Annotated in this window: 19 protein-coding genes; 12 read left to right on the top strand and 7 right to left on the bottom strand. The window is 73.9% G+C overall.

Annotated features, from left to right (window positions below; all coding sequences use genetic code 11):
- Positions 1-13 precede the first annotated feature (13 nt).
- From NYZ98_RS23200 to NYZ98_RS23175, 6 genes are all read right to left on the bottom strand, one after another.
- Entirely contained in the window at positions 14-1,183 is a 1,170-nt protein-coding gene (locus NYZ98_RS23200) for a uroporphyrinogen-III synthase (RefSeq protein WP_262844983.1), read from the bottom strand.
- Complete coding sequence (gene nirD / locus NYZ98_RS23195; RefSeq protein ID WP_262844982.1) at positions 1,180-1,545, bottom strand: nitrite reductase small subunit NirD; 366 nt, start codon at positions 1,543-1,545, stop codon at positions 1,180-1,182. The genes NYZ98_RS23200 and nirD overlap by 4 nt, the downstream gene beginning before the upstream one ends.
- The gene (gene nirB / locus NYZ98_RS23190; RefSeq protein WP_262844981.1) at positions 1,542-3,980 is read right to left on the bottom strand and encodes a nitrite reductase large subunit NirB; all 2,439 of its coding nucleotides are present in this window, start codon (positions 3,978-3,980) and stop codon (positions 1,542-1,544) included. Before nirB ends, nirD begins: the two co-directional genes overlap by 4 nt.
- A complete protein-coding gene (locus tag NYZ98_RS23185) occupies positions 3,977-5,374 on the bottom strand; it encodes an FAD-dependent oxidoreductase (protein ID WP_262844980.1) in 1,398 nt (465 codons plus the stop codon). Before NYZ98_RS23185 ends, nirB begins: the two co-directional genes overlap by 4 nt.
- A complete protein-coding gene (locus NYZ98_RS23180) occupies positions 5,371-7,512 on the bottom strand; it encodes a molybdopterin oxidoreductase family protein (protein WP_262844979.1) in 2,142 nt (713 codons plus the stop codon). Before NYZ98_RS23180 ends, NYZ98_RS23185 begins: the two co-directional genes overlap by 4 nt.
- A 134-nt stretch (positions 7,513-7,646) precedes the next feature.
- Positions 7,647-9,011, bottom strand: coding sequence for an MFS transporter (locus tag NYZ98_RS23175; protein ID WP_262844978.1), 1,365 nt, complete (start codon positions 9,009-9,011; stop codon positions 7,647-7,649).
- A gap of 227 nt (positions 9,012-9,238) precedes the next feature.
- On the opposite strand from NYZ98_RS23175, the gene NYZ98_RS23170 reads away from it, so the two are divergent.
- From NYZ98_RS23170 to gvpK, 11 genes are all read left to right on the top strand, one after another.
- Entirely contained in the window at positions 9,239-9,718 is a 480-nt protein-coding gene (locus NYZ98_RS23170) for a peptide deformylase (RefSeq protein WP_262844977.1), read from the top strand.
- 160 nt (positions 9,719-9,878) lie between these two features.
- The gene (locus tag NYZ98_RS23165; RefSeq protein WP_262844976.1) at positions 9,879-10,586 is read left to right on the top strand and encodes a hypothetical protein; all 708 of its coding nucleotides are present in this window, start codon (positions 9,879-9,881) and stop codon (positions 10,584-10,586) included.
- A 3-nt stretch (positions 10,587-10,589) separates the two neighbouring features.
- Positions 10,590-11,978, top strand: coding sequence for an SRPBCC family protein (locus NYZ98_RS23160; RefSeq protein WP_262844975.1), 1,389 nt, complete (start codon positions 10,590-10,592; stop codon positions 11,976-11,978).
- Between the two features lie 60 nt (positions 11,979-12,038).
- Positions 12,039-12,446 carry a gas vesicle protein GvpJ gene (gene gvpJ, locus NYZ98_RS23155; RefSeq protein WP_262844974.1) on the top strand — a complete coding sequence of 136 codons (408 nt, stop codon included), beginning with the start codon at positions 12,039-12,041 and terminating at the stop codon, positions 12,444-12,446.
- A 1-nt stretch (position 12,447) separates the two neighbouring features.
- The gene (locus NYZ98_RS23150; RefSeq protein WP_262844973.1) at positions 12,448-13,539 is read left to right on the top strand and encodes a GvpL/GvpF family gas vesicle protein; all 1,092 of its coding nucleotides are present in this window, start codon (positions 12,448-12,450) and stop codon (positions 13,537-13,539) included.
- Between the two features lie 16 nt (positions 13,540-13,555).
- Entirely contained in the window at positions 13,556-13,777 is a 222-nt protein-coding gene (locus NYZ98_RS23145) for a gas vesicle protein GvpG (RefSeq protein WP_262844972.1), read from the top strand.
- Between the two features lie 48 nt (positions 13,778-13,825).
- Entirely contained in the window at positions 13,826-14,335 is a 510-nt protein-coding gene (gene gvpO, locus NYZ98_RS23140; RefSeq protein ID WP_262844971.1) for a gas vesicle protein, read from the top strand.
- Between the two features lies 1 nt (position 14,336).
- Complete coding sequence (gvpJ, locus tag NYZ98_RS23135; RefSeq protein ID WP_262844967.1) at positions 14,337-14,978, top strand: gas vesicle protein; 642 nt, start codon at positions 14,337-14,339, stop codon at positions 14,976-14,978.
- The gene (locus NYZ98_RS23130; RefSeq protein WP_262844966.1) at positions 14,971-15,972 is read left to right on the top strand and encodes a GvpL/GvpF family gas vesicle protein; all 1,002 of its coding nucleotides are present in this window, start codon (positions 14,971-14,973) and stop codon (positions 15,970-15,972) included. The genes gvpJ (NYZ98_RS23135) and NYZ98_RS23130 overlap by 8 nt, the downstream gene beginning before the upstream one ends.
- A complete protein-coding gene (locus NYZ98_RS23125; protein WP_262844965.1) occupies positions 15,962-16,207 on the top strand; it encodes a gas vesicle protein in 246 nt (81 codons plus the stop codon). The genes NYZ98_RS23130 and NYZ98_RS23125 overlap by 11 nt, the downstream gene beginning before the upstream one ends.
- A complete protein-coding gene (gene gvpK, locus NYZ98_RS23120; protein ID WP_262844964.1) occupies positions 16,188-16,745 on the top strand; it encodes a gas vesicle protein K in 558 nt (185 codons plus the stop codon). The genes NYZ98_RS23125 and gvpK overlap by 20 nt, the downstream gene beginning before the upstream one ends.
- Positions 16,746-16,883: 138 nt before the next feature.
- On the opposite strand, the gene mshC is transcribed toward gvpK, so the two are convergent.
- Positions 16,884-18,113, bottom strand: coding sequence for a cysteine--1-D-myo-inosityl 2-amino-2-deoxy-alpha-D-glucopyranoside ligase (mshC, locus tag NYZ98_RS23115; protein ID WP_262844963.1), 1,230 nt, complete (start codon positions 18,111-18,113; stop codon positions 16,884-16,886).
- 175 nt (positions 18,114-18,288) lie between these two features.
- On the opposite strand from mshC, the gene NYZ98_RS23110 reads away from it, so the two are divergent.
- Entirely contained in the window at positions 18,289-20,070 is a 1,782-nt protein-coding gene (locus NYZ98_RS23110; RefSeq protein ID WP_262844962.1) for a serine/threonine-protein kinase, read from the top strand.
- Positions 20,071-20,090: the final 20 nt, after the last annotated feature.

The raw sequence follows: 20,090 nt of genomic DNA, 5'->3' as shown, positions 1-20,090 counted from the left end.
CCGTGCGGTCGCGTCATCGGGCGTCCACCCGGTCGCAGGCCAGCCGGTAGCCGCGCTTGACGACGGTCTCCACGATGCCCGAGGGCCCGAGCGCGCGGCGCAGGCGGGTGACCGCCATCTCGACCGCGTGCTCGGCGGAGTCCCTGGAGGGGCCGCCGGGCAGCACGACGCGCAGTTCGGAGCGGGGCACGACGTGGCCGGGCCGCTCCGCGAGGCGCTTGAGCACCGCCATGGGCGCGGGCGGGAGCGGTTTGAGCTCGCCGTCGACGGCGACCGCGTGCCCCCGGATCTCCAGCTCGTGGGCGCCTGCGGTGACCCTGGTGACGCTGTGCTCGGGCAGGTGGCGGGCCAGGGTGCGGGCCAGGGCGCCGAGGCGGGAGCGCTCGGGCTGGATCACCGGCACCCCCTGGGCCAGCAGCGGCGCCGCGGTGACCGGCCCGACGCAGGCCGCCACCACCGGCCCGCGGAAGGCGGCGATGAGCGTGTCCTCCAGGCTCTCCGCGCGGGCGGCGTTCAGCATCGCCAGCACGGCGGGGGCGCTGGTGAACGCCACGGCGTCCACCGACCCCGAGATGGCCTGGGTGATCAGGCGGCGCAGTGGCGAGGTGTCGCGGTAGGGCAGCCAGCGGTAGACCGGCACCTCGATCACCGTGGCGCCGGCCGCGCGCAGGGCGGCCACGAACCCGGTCAGCGGCTCGCCGTGGAGCTGGACCACGATGCGCCGCCCGCGCAGGTCCTGGCCGAGGAGGTACTGCTTGATCTCCTCGCAGGACTCGGTGAGCGGGGTCCAGTGGTCGTTCAGCCCGGCGGCGCGCACCGCGCCCCGGGCCTTCGGTCCCCGGGGGAGCAGCCGCGCCGCCGCGAGGTGGTCGGCGAGGTCGGTGGACAGCCCCCAGCCCTCGGCGGCGGCCATCCAGCCGCGGAACCCGACGCCCGTGGTGACCACGACGTCGTGGACCGGGCCCTCCAGGGACTCGCGGGTGGCCGCCAGCAGGTCGGCGTCCTCGGGGAGCGGCACCAGGCGGATCGCGGGGGCCCGCACGACGCGGGCGCCCCTCCGTTCCAGCAGGGCCGCGAACTCCTCGCGCCTGCGGGTCGCGGTCACCCCGATGGTGAACCCCGCCAGGGCGTCGGGCGCCGTCTCGGGGCTGGTCAGGGGATCGTCCAGAAGCGCGGCCGTCATTCCACGCTCACCTCCACGGTGCCGTTGGTGACACGGGTCGGATAGATGGGTACCGCCGTCGCCGGATCGTCCAGGCAGACACCGGTGACCAGGGAGAAGACCTGCTTGTGCATGGGCGTGGCCACGACCGGCTCCTCGCCGCGGGTGCCGACGATGCCGCGCGAGATCACGTACGCGCCGCTGTAGGGGTCGCGGTTGCCGACGGCGTACAGGTGCCCGTCGAAGGCGCGGAACACCGCGATCTGGCGGCCGCGCACCAGGGCGGCGGCGCCGCGCTCGGGGATCAGGTCCGCGTGGGCGCAGATCGGGATCCAGTTCCGCGCGGCTCCGGTGGGCGCCTCAACGCTCTGTACCGTGGTCATCGGCGGGTCACCTCCAGCAGGACGGGTTTGATCTGGTCGCGTTCGGTCTCGAAGACGATCGAGGGGTCGGGGGTGCCCGGCGCGTTGACGAAGCTGACGAACCGGCGCAGTTTCTCGGGGTCGGCGATTGTGGCGCTCCACTCGTCGAAGTAGTCGTTGACGTGTCGTTCCATTCCCGCGTCGAGGTCGGCGCAGATGCCGAGGGAGTCCTCGATGATCACTTCGCGGAGGTGGCCGAGGCCGATGGCCTCGATCCAGGCGGCGGTGCGCTGGAGCCGGTCGGCGGTGCGGATGTAGAACATCAGGAACCGGTCGATGACGCGGATCAGCTCGTCGTCGGACAGGTCCTGGGCCAGCAGGTCGGCGTGGCGCGGCTTGAACCCGCCGTTGCCGCCGACGTACAGGTTCCAGCCGTTCTCGGTGGCGATGATGCCGAAGTCCTTGCTGCGGGCCTCGGCGCACTCGCGGGCGCACCCCGACACCGCGGACTTGATCTTGTGGGGGGAGCGCAGGCCCCGGTACCGCAGTTCCAGGGCGATGGCCATGCCGACCGAGTCCTGGACGCCGTAGCGGCACCAGGTGGAGCCCACGCAGGACTTCACCGTGCGCAGCGCCTTGCCGTAGGCGTGCCCGGACTCGAACCCGGCGTCGACCAGCCGCTTCCAGATCTTCGGTAGCTCCTCGACCCGCGCCCCGAACAGGTCGATCCGCTGGCCGCCGGTGATCTTGGTGTAGAGGCCGAAGTCGCGGGCGACCTCCCCGATCACGATGAGCTTCTCGGGGGTGATCTCGCCGCCGGGGATGCGCGGCACCACCGAGTAGGTGCCGTTCTTCTGGATGTTGGCGAGGAAGTGGTCGTTGGTGTCCTGCAGCGCCGCCCGCTCGCCCTCAAGGACGTGCCCGCCGTTCAGCGAGGCCAGGATCGAGGCCACGGCGGGCTTGCACACCTCGCACCCGCGCCCCTGGCCGTGCTCGGCGATGAGCTGGGAGAACGTCCCGATGCCGCGCACCCGCACGATCTCGAACAGCTCCGGCCTGCTGTAGGGGAAGTGCTCGCACAGCGCCTTGCCGGTGGCCACCCCCTCGGCGGCGAGGATCGACACCAGGGCGGGCACGCAGCTGCCGCAGCTCGCGCCCGCGCGGGTGCACTTCTTCACGCCCGCGACGTCGGTCAGCCCCTGCTCGGCGATGGCCGAGCGGATCTCTCCCTTGGTGACGTTGTTGCAGGAGCACACCTGCGCGTCGTCGGGGTAGCCCGCGCCGTCGGGGCCGGCGCCCTGTGCCCCGGCGAACAGCAGGTCGCTCGGCTGGGCGGTCAGCTCGCTGCCGACCATCGGGCGCAGCAGCGCGTACGGCGCGGCGTCGCCGACGCAGACGCCGCCCAGCAGGGTGCGGGCGTCGTCGCTGATGAACAGCTTCTTGTAGACGCCGGCCACCGGGTCCATGTAGGTCACGTCCAGCGCGCCGGACAGTTGCCCGAAGCTGGCCACGTCCACGCCGAGCAGTTTGAGCTTGGCCGACAGGTCGGCGCCGGTGAACGCGGCGGCGCCGCCGAGCACGCGGTCGGCGGCCACCTCGGCCATGGTGTTGCAGGGCCCGACGAGCCCGTAGACCATGCCGCCCGCCAGGGCGCACTCCCCCACGGCGTAGACGGCCGGGTCGGAGGTGCGCATCCCCTCGTCCACGACGACGCCGCCGCGCGGGCCGACGTCGAGGCCGGCCGCGCGGGCCAGCTCGTCCCTCGGCCGGACGCCGGCCGACAGCACCACGACGCCGGCGTCGATGACGGTGCCGTCGGCGAGCACCACCCGGCCGGGTTCGATCCGGTCCAGGCCGGTGCCGGTGTGCACCGTGAGGCCGAGCCGCTCGATGTGCCCCCGGAGCACCGCGCCGCCGCCCTCGTCGACCTGGCGGGGCATGAGCCAGCCGCCCATCTCGACGACGTGCGTCGCCAGGCCGAGCCCGCGCAGCGCGTCGGCGGCCTCCAGGCCGAGCAGCCCGCCGCCGACGACCACGCCCGTCGTGGCGTGCTCGGAGGCGGCGCGGATGGCCCGCAGGTCCTCGATGGTGCGGTAGACGAAGGCCCGCTCCGCGCCGGGCACCGGGGGGACGAACGGCGCCGACCCGGTGGCGAGGACCAGGACGTCGTACGGCTCCTCGTGCCCGCTCGCGGTGGTCACCGCGCGGCGGGCCCTGTCGATCGCGGTCACCCGGTCGGCCAGCCGCACGGCGGTCACCGCGGGCGGGACGGGGTAGGTGAGGTCCTCGGCGCCGGTGCCCGGCCGCCCGGACAGATAGGAGGTCAGGGCCACCCGGTCGTAGGCGCTCCTCGGTTCCTCCCCGATGAGGGTGAGCCCGCCGGTGAACCCCCGCGCGGCCAGCGTCTCGGCGAACCGGTGGGCCGCCGGCCCGTATCCTGCCACGACGATCCTCACGCGCGGACCTCCTCCTGCCGGCACAGCCAGCCGATGATCCCTTCGACCGCGTCGCGGCAGCTTCCGCAGCCGGTCGTGGCCCTGGTGGCCGCGACGACGGCCTCGGTGTCGCGGGCGCCCGCCTCCCAGCAGGCGCGGATCCTTCCTTTGGTCACGTTGTTGCACTCGCACACCCGGGCGGCGTCCGGCATGCGGACGGGGCTGTCGGCGCGCGGCGCGGCGTCCTGGCCGGGGAACAGCAGCCCGGCCGGGTCGACGGGGAGCGGGCCGCCCCGGTCGTAGAGGTGGGTGAGCGTCCCCACCGCCGGGGTCTCGCCGAGCAGGATCGCGCCGACCAGGCGGTCGTCCCTGATCACGAGCTTGCGGTAGATGCCACGGGCCCGGTGGGTGAAGCGGACGACCTCGACGGTGCCCGCGGACTCCTCGGTCAGGTGGGTCTCCCCCATCGCGGCCAGCTCGACGCTCCTGGCCTTGAGCCGGGTGACCAGGCGCGAGCCCCGGTATCTGGCGGCGGGGCCGGCGCCGGTGACCAGGTCGGCCACCACGGCGGCCTGCTCCCACGCGGGCGCCACCAGGCCGTAGACGGTGCCGTCGTGCTGGGCGCACTCGCCGATGGCGTAGATCGCCGGGTCGGCGGTGCGCAGCCGGTCGTCCACGATGATCCCGCGGCCGACCGGGAGGCCGGCGTCCCTGGCCAGGCCGGTCACCGGGCGCACCCCGCAGGCGAGCACCACCAGTTCCGAGGCGAGCACCTCGCCGGTGCTCAGCTCCACCCCGTGGGGGTGGACGGCGGCGGCGCGCGCGCCGGTCCTGACGGTCACGCCGAGCCCGGCGAGCGCCTCGCCGAGCACCAGGCCGGCCTCGGCGTCGAGCTGGCGGTCCATCAGGTGCCCGGCCACGTGCAGCAGGGTGACCGGCATGCCGCGCCCGGAAAGGCCACGGGCCGCCTCGACGCCGAGCAGGCCGCCGCCGATCACGACCGCCGTGGTGGCGGTCGCCGCCGCGCCGAGGATGCGGTCGCAGTCGTCCATGGTGCGGAAGGCGATGGCCCGGGTGGCGCCGGGGATCGGGGGCACGACCGGTTCGCTGCCGGTGGCCAGCACCAGGACGTCGTACGGTTCGCCGCCGCCGTCGGCGGTGCGGACCGTGCGCGCGGCCCTGTCGATTTCGGTGACCGTGACGCCGAGCCGGGTGTCGACGCCCTCGGCCGGGGTGGGCAGGCACACCTGTTCGGGGCCCGCGGTGCCGGCGAGCACGTTGGACAGCAGCACCCTGTTGTAGGGGGCGCGGGTCTCGGCGCCGAACACCGTGACCCTGGCGTCCTTGTCCCGCGCGCGTATCTCGGCGGCCAGCCGGGAGCCGGCCATGCCGTTGCCGACGATGACGATCCTCACGCCCGCCCCCGATCGGCCCGCGCGTCCGCCGCGCGCGCGGCGTCCGGGACGGCGCGCTCGACGCGCACGGCGCAGACCTTGAACTCCGGCATCCGCGACAGCGGGTCCAGCGCCGGGTTGGTGAGCAGGTTGGCGCCCGCCCAGTGGAAGGGCATGAACACCGTGTCGCGGCGGATCGCGGGGCCGACCCTGGCGGGGGCCTCGGTGGTCCCCCGGCGGCTGGACACCCTGACCAGGTCGCCGGAGACGACCTCCAGGCGTTCGGCCAGGTCGGGGTGGAGCTCGACGTAGGGGCCCGGGGACGCCTCGTTCAGCGCGGCGATCCTGCGGGTCTGCGCGCCGCTCTGGTAGTGCGCGAGGACGCGGCCGGTGGTCAGGTAGTACGGGTAGTCCTCGTCGACGTCCTCGGCGGGCGGCCGGTGGTCGACGGGGACGAACCGGGCGCGCCCGTCGGGGGTGGGGAACCGGTCGAGGAACGGGCGCGGCGTGCCGGGGTGGTCCTCGGCGGGGACGGGCCAGAACAGGCCGGGGCCGGCGGCGATCCGCTCGTAGGTGATGCCCGAGTAGTCGGCCACCCCTCCTGCGCTGGCCCGGCGCAGCTCGTCGAACACCGTCCCGGGGTCGGCGGAGAAGCCGTCGGCGTGGCCGAGGCGCGCGGCCAGGCCGTTGATGACCGCCAGGTCGCTCCGCACCCCCGAGGGCGGAGCGACGGCCTGGCGGCGCAGCAGGACCCTGCCTTCCAGGTTGGTCATCGTGCCGTGCTCCTCGGCCCACTGGGTGGTGGGCAGCACGACGTCGGCCATCGCGGCGGTCTCCGAGAGCACGAAGTCGCAGACCACCAGCAGGTCCAGCGCGGCGAGCCGCCCGGCGACGTGGCCGGCGCGGGGCGCCGACACCGCCGGGTTGGAGCCGAACACCAGCAGCGCCTTCGGCCCGCCTTCGGTGCCGAGGGCGTCCAGCAGCTCGTAGGCCGAGCGGCCGGGACCGGGCAGGTCGGCGGGGTCGACCCCCCAGACGGCGGCGACGTGCGCGCGCGCCGCGGGGTCGTCGATGCGGCGGTAGCCGGGGAGCTGGTCGGCCTTCTGGCCGTGCTCGCGGCCGCCCTGGCCGTTGCCCTGGCCGGTCAGGCAGCCGTAGCCCGAGCCCGGCCGCCCCGGCAGGCCGAGCGCGAGCGCCAGGTTGATGTACGCGGTCACCGTGTCGGCGCCCTTGGCGTGCTGCTCGGCGCCCCGGCCGGTGATGATCATGGCCTTGCCCGCGTCGCCGAGCAGGTGGACGGCCTCGCGCATCCGGGCCACCGGCACGCCGGTGACGCGTTCGGCGCGTTCGGGCCACCACGTCGCCACCGACGCGCGCGCCTCGGCGAACCCGCTGGTGCGCGCGGCGATGTAGTCCTGGTCGGCGTACCCCTCGGTGACGGCGATGTGCAGCATGCCGAGGGCCAGCGCCAGGTCGGTGCCGGGGGCGGGCTGCAGGTGCAGGGTGGCGCGGCCGGCGGTGCGGGTCCGCCTCGGGTCGATGACGACCAGGGCGCCGCGCAGGTGGCGCAGGAACGGCGGCATGGTCTCGGCGACGTTGCCGCCGGCCATCATGACCGTGTCCGCTCCGGCGATGTCGGTGATCGGGAACGGCAGGCCACGGTCCATCCCGAACGCGCGATTGGCGGCGGCGGCGGCCGAGGACATGCAGAACCGGCCGTTGTAGTCGATCTGGCCGGTCCGCAGCGCCACGCGGGCGAACTTGCCGAGCAGGTACGCCTTCTCGTTGGTGAGCCCCCCGCCGCCGAACACCGCCGCGGCGTCGGGCCCGTGCTCGTCCTGGACGGCCCGCAGTCCCGCCGCGACGCGGTCCAGGGCGTCGTCCCAGCTCACCGGGACGAGCGGGCCGGCGCGGCTCGCGCGTGCGAGCGGCGTGGTGAGGCGGGCGCCGCCGGTCAGCAGGGCGGCCGCCGTCCACCCCTTCTGGCAGAGCGCCCCGTCGTTGGCCGGGACGTCGTGCCTGGGGGTGATGGTGATCGCGCCGCCCGCGTCCTCGCTCACGTACATTCCGCACTGCAGGGCGCAGTACGGGCAGTGGGTCGCCTCCCCCTGATGGACCGGCGCCATCACAGGCGCGGGAGGGGAAAGTGAGACCGACATGGATCCGATGGTGCTTTCAGGCCGTTTCACCGTTGGGTCTCTCCTGTTACCTCTGTGCTACAAGCCGCCAACCGTGTTCACATCCGGGGCTGGCCCGATGTGCGCACATCGCCCCGGACGCCACGTGCGGAGGGTCAGACGCGGGCGGCGGCCAGGCCGGGCGCGAGCCGCGAGCCGGCCGTGCGCACGTAGCAGAACCAGGTGAGCGCGGCACAGACGGCGTAGAAGCAGGCGAACGCCACCAGGGCGGCCCCGGCACCCCCGGTGGCCGCGATCGAGGTGCCGAAGCCCCGGTTGATGAAGAACCCGCCGAAGGCGCCGACGGCCGAGATGATCCCGATGGCCGCCGAGCTGTTCCGCCTGCCGGTCACCAGGGCCGCCGCGCGCGCCGCCTCGTCGCCCGCGGGGACGCCTTCGAGCGCCTTGGCACGGAAGATCGCGGGGATCATCCGGTAGGTGGAGCCGTTGCCGACGCCGGTCAGCGCCACCAGCAGCAGGTAGGCGCCGAAGAACAGGGCGAAGCCGTGGGTGCTCAGGCCGGTCCCGACCAGGGCGATCGCCACCCCCATGGCGGCGAAGTTCCCGAGGGTGACCCGCGAGCCGCCGAGCCGGTCCGACAGCCTGCCGCCGAGCGGCCTGACCAGCGAGCCGACCAGCGCCCCGAGGAAGGCCCAGGTGACCGCGGAGGGGTGCTCGGGGAACTGGCTCTTGATGAGCAGCGGGAAGGCGGTGGTGTAGCCGATGAACGAGCCGAAGGTGCCGATGTACAGCAGGGACATGATCCAGGTCTGCGCCCGACCGGCAATCTTGAGCTGTTCCCGCGCGCTCGCCTTAGCGGAGGTGAGGTTGTCCATGAAGAAGAACGCGCCGGCCGCGGCGACCGCGATGAACGGCACCCAGAACAGCCCGGCCGCCGCCAGCCCGAACCCGGCGATCACCAGCGGCATGAGGAGCTGGACGGAGCTGACGCCGATGTTGCCTCCTGCGGCGTTCAGGCCGAGCGCCCAGCCCTGCTCCCGCTCGGGGTAGAAGTAGGTGATGTTGGCCATGCTGGAGGCGAAGTTGCCGCCGCCGAGGCCGGCGGTGGCGGCGATGAGCAGGAACGCCCAGTACGGCGTGCCCGGGTCGTTCACCGCGACGGCCAGCAGGACGGCGGGCACGAGCAGCAGCAGGGCGCTGACCACGGTCCAGTTCCGGCCGCCGAACCGGGCGGGGGCGAACGTGTAGGGCAGCCGCAGGGCCGACCCGACCAGGTTGGGCAGCGACACCAGCCAGAAGAGCTGGTCGGTGGAGAACCGGTAGGCGCCGAGTTTCACGGCGACGATGCTCCATACGGTCCACAGCGTGAAGCCGAGGTGCTCGGCGAGGATCGAGAACACGAGGTTCCTGCGGGCCACGCTTTTGCCCCGGCTCGCCCAGAATCCGGGGTCGTCGGGGTGCCAGTCGGCTATCCAGCGGCCTCTCGCGGGCGCCTTACGCGCCGCCTCCGTCACCGTCACTGTTCCTCCTGCATGGCTAGGGAACGGGCATTTCAGACGGTATTTCGGGAGATCACACCCCCTCGCGACGGCCGTCGGATATCGGGGTTACTTCTGACGCACCGCTGAAACATGTGATCCACAGGCATCACGGAGGCAACACGCTTTTAACAGAGATTGCGCTCGGGCCAGACCGGGAATTCCCCTGGGGAACCTTCCACCGGTCGACGTCACCCCTGGGAGCGGGCATGACCAGCGTCCAGCCGATCAGGCTCTTCTCCGACCCCGTGCTCCGGGCCGTGGCCGCCCCGGTGACGGCCTTCGACCGTCCCCTCCGGGAGCTGGTCAAGTCGCTGCTGGCCACCACCCGCGCGGGCTCGGGCCGGGCGGGACTCGCGGCCCCCCAGCTCGGCGTGTCGCTCCGCGTGCTGGTCTTCGAGCTGGACGGCAGGTCGGGGCACCTGGTGAACCCCCGGCTCGAACTGTCCGAGCGCGCCATCGTGGCCGACGAGGCGTGCCTGTCGGCCCCGGACATGTGGTGGCCGCTGGAGCGTTCCTACTCGGTGGTGGCCCGGGGCCGCGACATGCACGGCAAGCCGGTGACCGTACGGGCGCTCGGGATGCTGGCCAGGGTGCTCCAGCACGAGGTGGACCACCTCGACGGCGTCCTGTTCAGCGACCGGCTCCCCGCCGAGGAGCGGGAGCGCTTCTTCGCCGCGATGGCGTAGGCCCTTCGTCTCCGTCCGCGTGGACGGCGTTTTCCGGCATTCGCACCGAACCTTACGTTCTGTGCGTGCTATGTCTCCTTTTTCCGGCAACGAGCGTTGTATGCACAGATGGGGGGGGTAGGGCCACCAACGATTGGGATGGCCGATGAAGGAGGCAGTCGTGACAGGCGGACTGAAAGTGGCCGTAGCCGTTGCCCTGGGCTACCTCCTCGGCCGGCACCGGAAGTTCAAGCTCGCCATCGCGCTGGCCACGGCCGGGGCGACCGGCCGCCTCGGCGGGGCCGGCGGGCACCTGCTGGGACAGGGGATGAAGCTGATCAGCTCCTCCCCCGAGCTTGAGAAGATCGTGACCAGCGTCCGGGGCGAGCTGTTCCAGGCCGGCAAGGCCGCCGCGAAGGCCGCCGCGACCAGGCAGGTCAGCTCGCTGAGCGACAAGCTCCAGGCGCGGGCCGAGGCCCTGCAGCACGCGGCCGACGTCGCCGCGGGCCTGGAGGACGCCGTCGAGGACGCGGCCGAGGGCGTGACGAAGACGGCGCGAGGCGGCGTGAAGGGCGTGCGGGACAAGGCGGCCGGCGGGGTGCGGGGCGCCAAGTCCCGGATCCGTCCCGCCGAGGACGAGGACGAAGACGAAGACGAGGAAGAGCCGTACGACGAGTACGAAGAGGAGGAGGAGGAGGAAGAGGAGGAGCCGCCCGCGCGCCGCGCGCCCGCGGCCAGGGGCCGGGCCTCGTCCAAGCGCGCCCCGGTGGAGGAGGACGAGGACGACGACGAGCCCGATGACGAGGACGACGAGCCCGCCCCGCGCGGCCGGGTGGTCCGCGACCAGGCGACGCCGCGCTCCCGGCCGGTGCGCAGGACACGGGGCTGACCGATGGCCGACGAGGGCAAGGGCGGCGCCACCTCGGTGGTGAACCCGATCAAGCAGCAGCTCAGGGGCCTGGCCGGGATGGCGGGCAAGCTGGCGATGTCGGCGGTCAAGCGCCGGGTCGAGCAGACCACCCACCGGCTGACCGGCATCGCCGAGGGCGACGGGGTCCACACGCTGGGCCAGCTCGCCGGGTCCGAGGGCGGCACGGGAAAGATCAAGGGCTTCGCCAAGATGGCGTGGGGCGGCCTGAAGAAGAAGCTCGGGTTCGGCGGGCGGGGCGCCAAGGGCAAGCAGTTCAAGTTCCTCAACATCGTCGAGACGATGGACGTCGGCGCCCCGATCCGGATCGTCTACGACCAGTGGACCCAGTTCCAGGACTTCCCGAGCTTCATGAAGAAGGTCGAGAAGGTCGTCCAGGACGAGGACCAGAAGCTCACCTGGCAGGCGAAGATCATCTGGTCGCGGCGGACCTGGCAGTCCACCATCTCCGAGCAGGTGCCCGACGACAAGATCATCTGGCGGTCCAGCGGGGCCAAGGGGTACGTCGACGGGGCGCTGACCTTCCATTCCGTCACCCCGGACCTGACCCGGATCCTGATGGTGCTCGAATACCACCCCAAGGGGCTGATGGAGCACATCGGCCTCATCTGGCGCGTGCAGGGCCGCCGTGCCCGCCTGGAGTTCAAGCACTTCCGGCGGTACGTGATGACCCAATCGCTGCTGAACCCCGACGAGGTCGAGGGCTGGCGCGGCGTGATCCACGAGGGCGAGGTCGTCAAGGACCACGAGACCGCCGTCCGCGAGGAGGAAGAGGAGCGCGAGCGCGAGGAGAGCGAGCGGGAAGAAGAGGGCGGCGCCGAGGACCAGGCCCCCGAGGGCGAGGAGGACGAGGCCACCGGCGGCGAGGAGGAGGACGAGGGCGAGCCCGGAGACGAAGAGGGCGAAGAGGGCGAAGAGGGCGAACCTAAGGACGAGGAGGAGGCCGCGGCGGACACCGGCGAGAAGCGCCGGCGCCGTCCCTGGGCCAGGCGCGGCCGGTCGCGCGGGTCCGAGGAGAAGGCCGGGGCCACCGCAGGGGGCGGCGAGGGCGGGGACCGGCCGGCCGGGAACGGCTCGGCGGGGAACGGCTCGTCCGGGAACGGCGCGAAGGGGCACTCCGGCAACGGCTCGGCGGGCCACTCGGGCAACGGCAAGGCGGAGGCGCCGGGGAACGGCGCCGCCGAGCGACCGCGCCGCAGGCCCGAGCCCTCCGACGAGGACGACGCGCCGCCGCCGCGCCGGCGGGCCAAGGCCCGGGACGAGGAGACCCCCCCGCGCCGGCGCCGCCGCGCCGAGACCGGGGAGACCCCGCCGCCGCGCCGCCGTGCGCGGGGCGAGGACGAGGAACGCTGAGATGGCCGGCACAGCGGGTCACCGAGGCATCGCGCGGATCGACAGCGAGGAGTGGGGCCGATGACCATCGTGCAGCCCTCAGGGGGCGGGGCGGCGGGCAAGCCGTCGGGCGGCGGCAGCGGGCTGGCCGACGTCATCGACACGATCCTGGACAAGGGCCTGGTCATCGACGTGTACGTCAGCGTGGCCCTGGTGGGCATCGAGCTGCTGACCATCAACGCCCGCATCGTGGTGGCCAGCGTCGACACCTACCTGCGGTTCGCCCAGGCGGTGAACCGGCTGGACCTCGCGGAGGGGTCGAAGGGCCTTCCCGAGGTGATGCAGGACATGACGCAGGGCGTCGCCTCGTCCAAGACCAAGGGCATCGCGCAGGGCGCCCTGGAGGCGGCGGGCGACAAGCTCCGCGACTTCATGGAGCCCGCCGAGGAACCCGCGCCGCGCCGCAGGCGCAGGCGAGAGGAGGACTGAGATGACCCGCTCCACCCCAGGGCCCTCGGCGGAGAGGTCCCGCCAGGGCGCCGCCACCCGCGAGACCGCCGAACCGAGGCGCGGCCCGTCCGCCCCCGGCACCGGCCGTCCGCGACAGGACCCGTCCGTCCCGGAGACCGGCCGGCCGGGGCAGGACCCGTCCGTTCCCGGCACCGGCCGGCCGAAGCGGGATCCGTCCGCACCCGAGACCGGTCAGGCCGGGGAGAGGGTTCCCGGCGGGAACGGCCGCAAGGCCCGGCCCCCGGAGCGGGCCCCCGCGAACGGCGAGGCCCGGCGCGACGGCGCCGCGCGCAGGACCGGCGAGGCCGAGGGCGCGTCCGGGGACGGGCTGGCGGTCGCCTCGTACATCTACGGCGTGCTGCCCGGGGACATCGAGCTGACGCCGGAGGCGCGCGGCGTCGGGGACCCGCCAGGGGAGATCAGGCTGGTGCGCCACCAGGACATCGCGGCGCTGGTCAGCGACCTCCACCTGAACCGCCCGCTCGGCAAGCCCCAGGACCTGATGGCCCACCAGCACCTGCTGGACGACGTGGCCGCCGAGGTGCCGGTGCTCCCGCTGCGCTTCGGGGCGGTCATGGAGAGCCCGGAGGCGATCGTCAGGGAGTTCCTGGTGCCGCACCACGACGAGTTCCGCGCCGCGCTGGAAAGCCTGGAGGGCCGGGCCCAGTACGTGGTCAAGGCGCGCTACGAGGAGGGGACGGTGCTCAGGGAGGTGCTCCAGGAGAGCCCGGAGGCCGCCGAGCTGCGCGACCGCGTCCGCGGCATGCCCGAGGACGCGACGTGGGACGCGCGGATCCGGCTCGGGGAGATCATCAACGAGGCGATCGAGGCCAAGCGCGACGCCGACACCCAGGCGCTGGCCGAGGGGCTGGCCCCGCACGCCGTGTCGATCGTGATCCGCGAGCCGACCCACGAGGAGGACGCGGCGCATCTGGCCGCCCTGGTCGAGACCGCCGGGCAGGAGGAGTTCGAGAAGGCCCTGGACGAGTTCGGCCGCAGGTGGGCGGGGCGTGTCACGTTGCGGCTGCTCGGCCCCCAGGCGCCCTACGACTTCGTCTCGACGCGAATGTAGGAGGTCGTTCCAGGTCATGGGGTTGTTCGGTGTGCTCTTCGGCTGGCCGCTCGCGCCCGTCCAGGTGCTGATCCGGCTCGGTGAGCTGATACAGGAACAGGTGGACCAGCAGCTTCACGACCCGGCGGCCGTGCGGCGGCAGCTCGACGAGGTGGAGGAGGCCCTGGCCGCCGGCCGCATCTCCGAGGAGGAGGCGGCCACCGCCATGGAGGAGATCCTCCAGCGGATGATCTCCTAGCCGCGCGCCGCCGCCCGGAGCCGGGAGGCGGCGGAAGGAAGTGATGTCGTGCCCGCGAGTCGCAGAACCCACGGTGAGCGGGGCGCCGGCGGATACGTCCCCGGCGACTCCGTCCAGTACGACGACGGCGTGGACGAGGAGCCCTTCGACGACGGGGAACCCGGGGACGAACTCCTGGACGAGGAGTCTCCTGACGGGGAGTCGCTGGACGAGGAGCCGGACGAGGAGCTCGCCGGCGAGGAGCCGGAGCGGCCGAGGATGCGCCGGGTGGCGCGCAGGGAGGCGCCTCCGCGCCTGACGGCGGCCACCGCCGGCCGGTCGGGGCTGCGGTACATGGGCGAGCTGACCGGCAAGGACATCGAGGGGGTCACGATGGTGCGGCCGGGGGACGGCGGCTGGACCGTCGAGGTCGAGGTGGTCGAGGACCACCGCGTCCCGTCCTCGGGTGACACCCTGGCGATCTACGCGGTGGACCTGGACGCCGGCGGCGACCTGGTGTCGTACCGCAGGGTGCGGTGCTTCAAGCGCGCCAAGGGCGACTCGGGCGGAGCGTACTGACATGTCCGACCCGACGCGCCCGGCCAACATCTCGCAGTCCTACGGGTCGCGTGCGCCCGCCGCGCGCGACTCGGGGGGCAACCTCGGCGACATCCTGGAGCGGGTCCTCGACAGGGGTGTGGTGATCGTCGGCGACATCCGGGTGAACCTCCTGGACATCGAGCTGCTCACCATCAAGCTGCGGCTGCTGATCGCCTCGGTCGACACCGCGCGCGAGCTCGGCATCGACTGGTGGGAGCACGACCCGTGGCTCAGCTCCAAGGACCGCGACCTGGTCGAGGAGAACCGGCGCCTGCGCCACCGCCTCGCCGCCGTGGAGGAGGGCCCTGAGGCCCTGACGTCCGGCGACTCCCGCTCCATCGAGGCCGCCCGCGCCAACGGCGCGTACGCCAGAGGCCACGACGACGAAACCCGCGTCAGAGCCCGCGACGAAACGCGCCGCGGGTCCCGCGATGACGGGGCGCGCGGCAGGTTCCGCGAGGACGAGACACGCCGCAGGTCCCGCGAGGACGAGGCGGGAGGCACCGGAGCCCGGGATGACGAGGCGCTCGACAGGGGCCGCGATGACGAGGCGCGCGGTAACGGGGCGCGTGGGCGGGGCGGCGTGTACCGTGCCGGCGGTCGGGAGGACCGTGGTGGCTGACACCGGCACCTACCTGTACGCGGTCACCCGCGCGGGCCCCGGGCCGGGGCTGGACGGCCTGGCGGGTGTGGCGGGCGCCCCGGTCCACGCCGTGGAGCACGCCGGGCTGCTCGCCTACGTGAGCACCGTGCCCCTGGGCGAGTTCGGGGAAGGACCGCTGCGCCGGTCGCTCGAGGACCTGGACTGGGTCGGCGAGACGGCCCGCGCCCACCACCACGTCGTGGAGACCGTCGCCGGGACCGCCCCGACCGCCCCGGTGCGGCTGGTGACGGTGTACAGCGGCGAGGCCCAGGTCCGCGAGATGCTCGACCGGCGGCACGACGACTTCGCCGCCGTCCTGGCCCGGGTGACCGGCTGCCAGGAGTGGGGCGTCAAGGCCTACGCCGAGCGCCCCGCCGCGCCGCCCGCCGGGCCCGCCGCCGCCCCCCAACCTGCGGCGAGCGCCAGCCCGGGCACCGACTACCTCAAGCGCCGCAAGGCGAGCCTGCGCGACCGGGACGACGCCTGGCGGCGGTCGGCCGAGCACGCCGAGCGCGTCCACGGCACCCTGGCGGACGTCTCGGTCGCGACCAGGCGTCACCGGCCGCAGGACCCGCAACTGTCCGGCCGCGACGACCAGATGCTGCTGAACGGCGCCTACCTGGTCGAGGAGGACCGCCGCGACGAGTTCGCCGCCCTGCTCGACCTGCTACGCGAGCCCGGCATCGAGATCGAACTGACCGGCCCCTGGGCACCGTACTCCTTCACCGACCTGGAACCCGACGGCCGCCCCCGCGAGGCCCCCCAGAGCCGGGAGACCCACCCTGACGAGGAGGACCACCCTGACCAGGAGGACCACCGGGGCCCGGACGACCGCCGGAGCCGGGAGACCCACCAGGACCAGGAGGACCACCGGGGTCCGGACGATCGTCAGGGCCGGGAGACCCACCAGGACCAGGAGGACCACCGGGGTCCCGAGGACCGTCAGGGCCGGGAGGGTCGCGATGGGGCGTGAGGTCGCGCCGAGGGGGGCGGGGCTGGCGGCCGAGGGGCGGCTGCCCGCCGAGCGCGTCGCGCTGGTGGACCTGCTCGACCGGCTGCTGGCCGGCGGCGTCGTGATCACCGGTGACCTGGTGCTGTCCATCGCCGACATCGACCTGGTGCGCATCTCCCTGCGGGCGCTGATCATGTCGGTCCGGGCGTCGGAGCCGCTGGAGACGGGAGTCCGCCATGGCGGCACCCCCCTCTGACCCCACCCCGCACCGCCCCCACATCGGCGACCGCGCCGAAGGGCGCCCACGGACAAGCGATCGCGCCGAAGGGCGCCCACGGACAACCGATCGCGGGGAAGGACGCCCACGGGCGAACGGCCGCGAGGAAGGGCGTTCGCGAGCAGGCGACCGCGCGGAGAGGCGTCCACGGACAGGCGACCGTGCGGAAGGACGCTCGCGAGCGGGCGACCGCGCGGAAGGGCGTCCACGGGCGAGCGAGGGGGGTCTGGAGTCGCGGTCGGGGCGGTGGCATCTGGAGACCGATCCCGAGACGGTCGAGCGCGACCTGACCCGGCTGGTCCTCACGCTGGTGGAGCTGGTACGCCAGCTCGTGGAGCGCCAGTGCGTCCACCGGATGGACCAGGGCGACCTGTCCGACGCCCAGGTCGAGACGCTCGGGCTGACGCTGATGCGGCTGGAGGAGGCGATGACGGAGCTGTGCGAGCGCTTCGACCTGACCCCCGCCGACCTGAACCTCGACCTCGGCCCCCTCGGCACCCTCCTGCCAGGCGACTGACCACCCACCCTCGACCCGCCAGGGCACCGCCCCCGCCCTCGACCCGCCGACCGCCCACCCTCGACCTGCCGGGGCACTGACCGCCCGCCCCCGACCCGCCAGGGCACTGACCGCCCGCCCTTGACCTGCCGGGGTGGGCTACAGGGCGATGCCGAGGAGGGTGTCGGCGGTGGCGTGGATCAGGGCGGGGGCCTCGGTGTCGGTGGCCTCGCCGGCGAGGGCGCGGGCCGCCCAGGTGTCGATGGCCGCGAGGGCGGCGGGCGCGTCCAGGTCGCCGGCCATGTGCTCCCTGACCTCCTGGAGCACCGCGCGCCCGTCGGGCCCGGCGGGCAGGCCGGTGGCCGTGCGCCAGCGTGCCAGCCGCTCGGCCGCGGTGCCGATCTGGTCGCCGGTCCACTCCCAGTCGGAGCGGTAGTGGTGGGCGAGCAGCGCCAGCCGTACCGCCATCGGGTCGTGCTCGGCCCGCAGGCGGGAGACGAACACGAGGTTCCCCCGGGACTTCGACATCTTCTCGCCGTCGAGCCCGACCATGCCGGAGTGCACGTACGCCTTGGCGAACGGCCACTCCCCCGTGGCGACGTGCCCCTCGCTGGCGCCCATCTCGTGGTGCGGGAAGATCAGGTCGGAGCCGCCGCCCGAGACGTCGAACCCGCTGCCCAGGCAGTCCAGGGCGATCGTCGTGCACTCGATGTGCCAGCCGGGCCGGCCAGGGCCGAAGGCCGAGGGCCAGGACGGCTCGCCGGGGCGCTCGGCGCGCCACAGCAGCCAGTCGAGCGGGTGGCGCTTGCCCTCGCGCGCGGGGTCGCCGCCGCGCTCGGCGAACAGCTCCAGCATTCGCTGCTCGGAGAACCCCGACACGGCGCCGAACTTCGGGGCGGCGGCGACCGAGAAGTAGACGTCGCCGTCGACCTCGTAGGTGGCGCCCTTGTCCTTCAGCCGCTCGATCAGCGCGGCGACCCGGCCGACGACCTCGGTGACGCCGACGTACTCGTCCGGCGGCAGGACGCGCAGCGCCTCCATGTCGGTGCGGAAGAGCTCGATCTCCCTCTCGGCCAGGTCCTGCCAGCGCACGCCGGTCTGCTCGGCGCGCTCCAGCAGGGGGTCGTCGACGTCGGTGGCGTTCTGCGTGAAGTGGACGGTGTGCCCGGCGTCCCGCCACATCCGGTTCACCAGGTCGAACGCCAGGTAGGTGCTGGCGTGCCCGAGGTGGGTGGCGTCGTAGGGGGTGATGCCGCACACGTACATCCGCGCCGCGGGCCCCGGGGAGGTCTCCCTGATCTCCCGGGCCGAGGTGTCGTGCAGCCGGAGAGGAAGGCCGGCGCCGGGCAGAGGGGAGATGTTCGGAGCGGACCACGATCGCATGCCCAAGAGCCTATCCAGGTGTCCGGGTGGTGCGATCACCCCGGGGTGTCCGTTTTGATACATGAGTGACCCTCGTGGCTAATGACATAAAACCATACTTAAGTGATGTCCTACGTGGCAGAATCTTGCCGCCGCTGCTATGGGGGATCGGCACGGAGCACTTCATGCCAAGGGAGCACATTTGCCGGCTTTCAAGCCCCTAGGACCCGCTGATCCCACCCAGATCGCCTCCTACCGGGTGACAGGACGGATCGGCGAGGGCGGCCAGGGGGTCGTCTACGCCGCGGAGACCGAGTCGGGTGAGCCGGTGGCGGTGAAACTGCTGCACCGCCGGTTCTCCGACGACGCCCGCGTGCGGCGGTCGTTCGGCACCGAGCTGCGGCAGGCGCAGCGGGTGACCGGCCCCTACGCCGCCCGCGTCCTGGCCTACGGCATCCACGACAGCCGCCTGTACTACGCGAGCGAGTACATCGAGGGCCCCTCGCTGGCGGACGCGGTGGTCAAGCACGGCCCCTACCCGGGCAGCGAGCTCGCCGGGCTGGCCGTCTCCACCCTGGCGGCCCTGGTGGCCATCCACGAGGCGGGCGTGACCCACGGCGACTTCCAGCCCGGATGCGTGCTGCTGGGCCCGGACGGTCCCCGGGTGATCGACTTCGGCGTCGGCCGCGCGCTGGAGGGCTCCCGCCCGGGCGCCGGCCCCGCGAGCACCTCGCCGTACATCGCGCCCGAACGCCTGACGGGGACGGCCGCCGGCCCCGAGAGCGACATGTTCGCGTGGGCCGGCACGCTGGTCCACGCCGCGACCGGGCGCGCGCCGTTCGGCCAGGACCCGGTCCCCGCCGTGGCCGACCGCGTCCTGAAGGGCGTGCCCGAGCTCTCGGCGCTCGCGGGCCCGCTGCTCGCCGCCGTCGCCGCCTGCCTGGACACCAACCCCGCCGGCCGGCCCTCCGCCCGCGAGGTGCTGGCCGGCCTGCCGTACGGCGCCCCGGGCCCCTCCCCCTCCCCGGCGCCACGGCGCCCGGCGTGGACCATGCCCGCGTCCCCGCCTCCGCCGCCCGTGCCGCCGGCCATGGCACCGCCCCAACCGGCCCTGCCGCCGCCTCCGGCGAGGCCCCTGCCACCGCCCCCTCGGCCGCCGTCCTCGGGCTCTCCCCTGCCGCCGCCGCGGCCGTCCTCGGCCGCTCCCCTGCCGTCGGGGCCGCAGGGCCCGCAGGGACCGCCTCCCCCGTACGCCGGGCCGATCCCGCTGAGCTCGATGCCGCTGTGGCCGAGGCCCCCGCAGGGCGCCCCCCGCGACGCCGTGCCCGATCCGGGGCCGCGACCCGGCCCTGAGGGGCCGTCCCGGTACCCGGAGGGCCCGGCGGAGGCCGCGCCGGACCGGCAGGCCCTGGCGCGGCTCAGGCGCCTGCGGCGGCGCAACCGCGTCATCGCCGCCGCCGGGGCCCTGGTGGTCGCCGTCATCGCGATCGCGGTCGTGGCCGCGCCCGGCGGCCCGTCCGGCAGGACGATACCCGGCGCCGCCCTGGCGCCCCCGCTGGGTTCCGGCGGCCGGATCACCGCGCTGCCGTCGGCCTCCCCGAGCGCCGACCCCGAGCCGACGCCGGTGCCCTCCCCCGCCGAGAGCACGCCCAAGGCGACCAAGGACGTGGCGCCGAACTGGGAGTCCTCGACCACCCGGATCTACAAGCCGGTGCTGTCGGTCAGCCCCGTCAAGGTGCGGGTCCGCTCCGACTACATCTTCTACGTGAACATCAAGCTCCGGGCGAAGGGCGCGGCCGTGAAGTGGCGCGCGTCCATCACCGAGGGCAGCGTGCTGAGCTCGACCAAGGGCCGGATCGCCGCCGGGGGCGCCACGACCATCACCGCGTACGGGACGACCTTCTGCAGCACCTCCAAGGTCCGGATCCGCTCCAACGGGGGCGACAGGACCGTGACCATCATGTGGGGCGGGGTGCTGTGCTGACCACGCGGGGCGGCGCCGGG

The sequence above is a fragment of the Sphaerisporangium corydalis genome, from assembly GCF_025506355.1.
GTDB classification, from domain to species: Bacteria; Actinomycetota; Actinomycetes; order Streptosporangiales; family Streptosporangiaceae; genus Sphaerisporangium; species Sphaerisporangium corydalis.
This window is presented reverse-complemented; position numbering and strand designations above follow the sequence as displayed.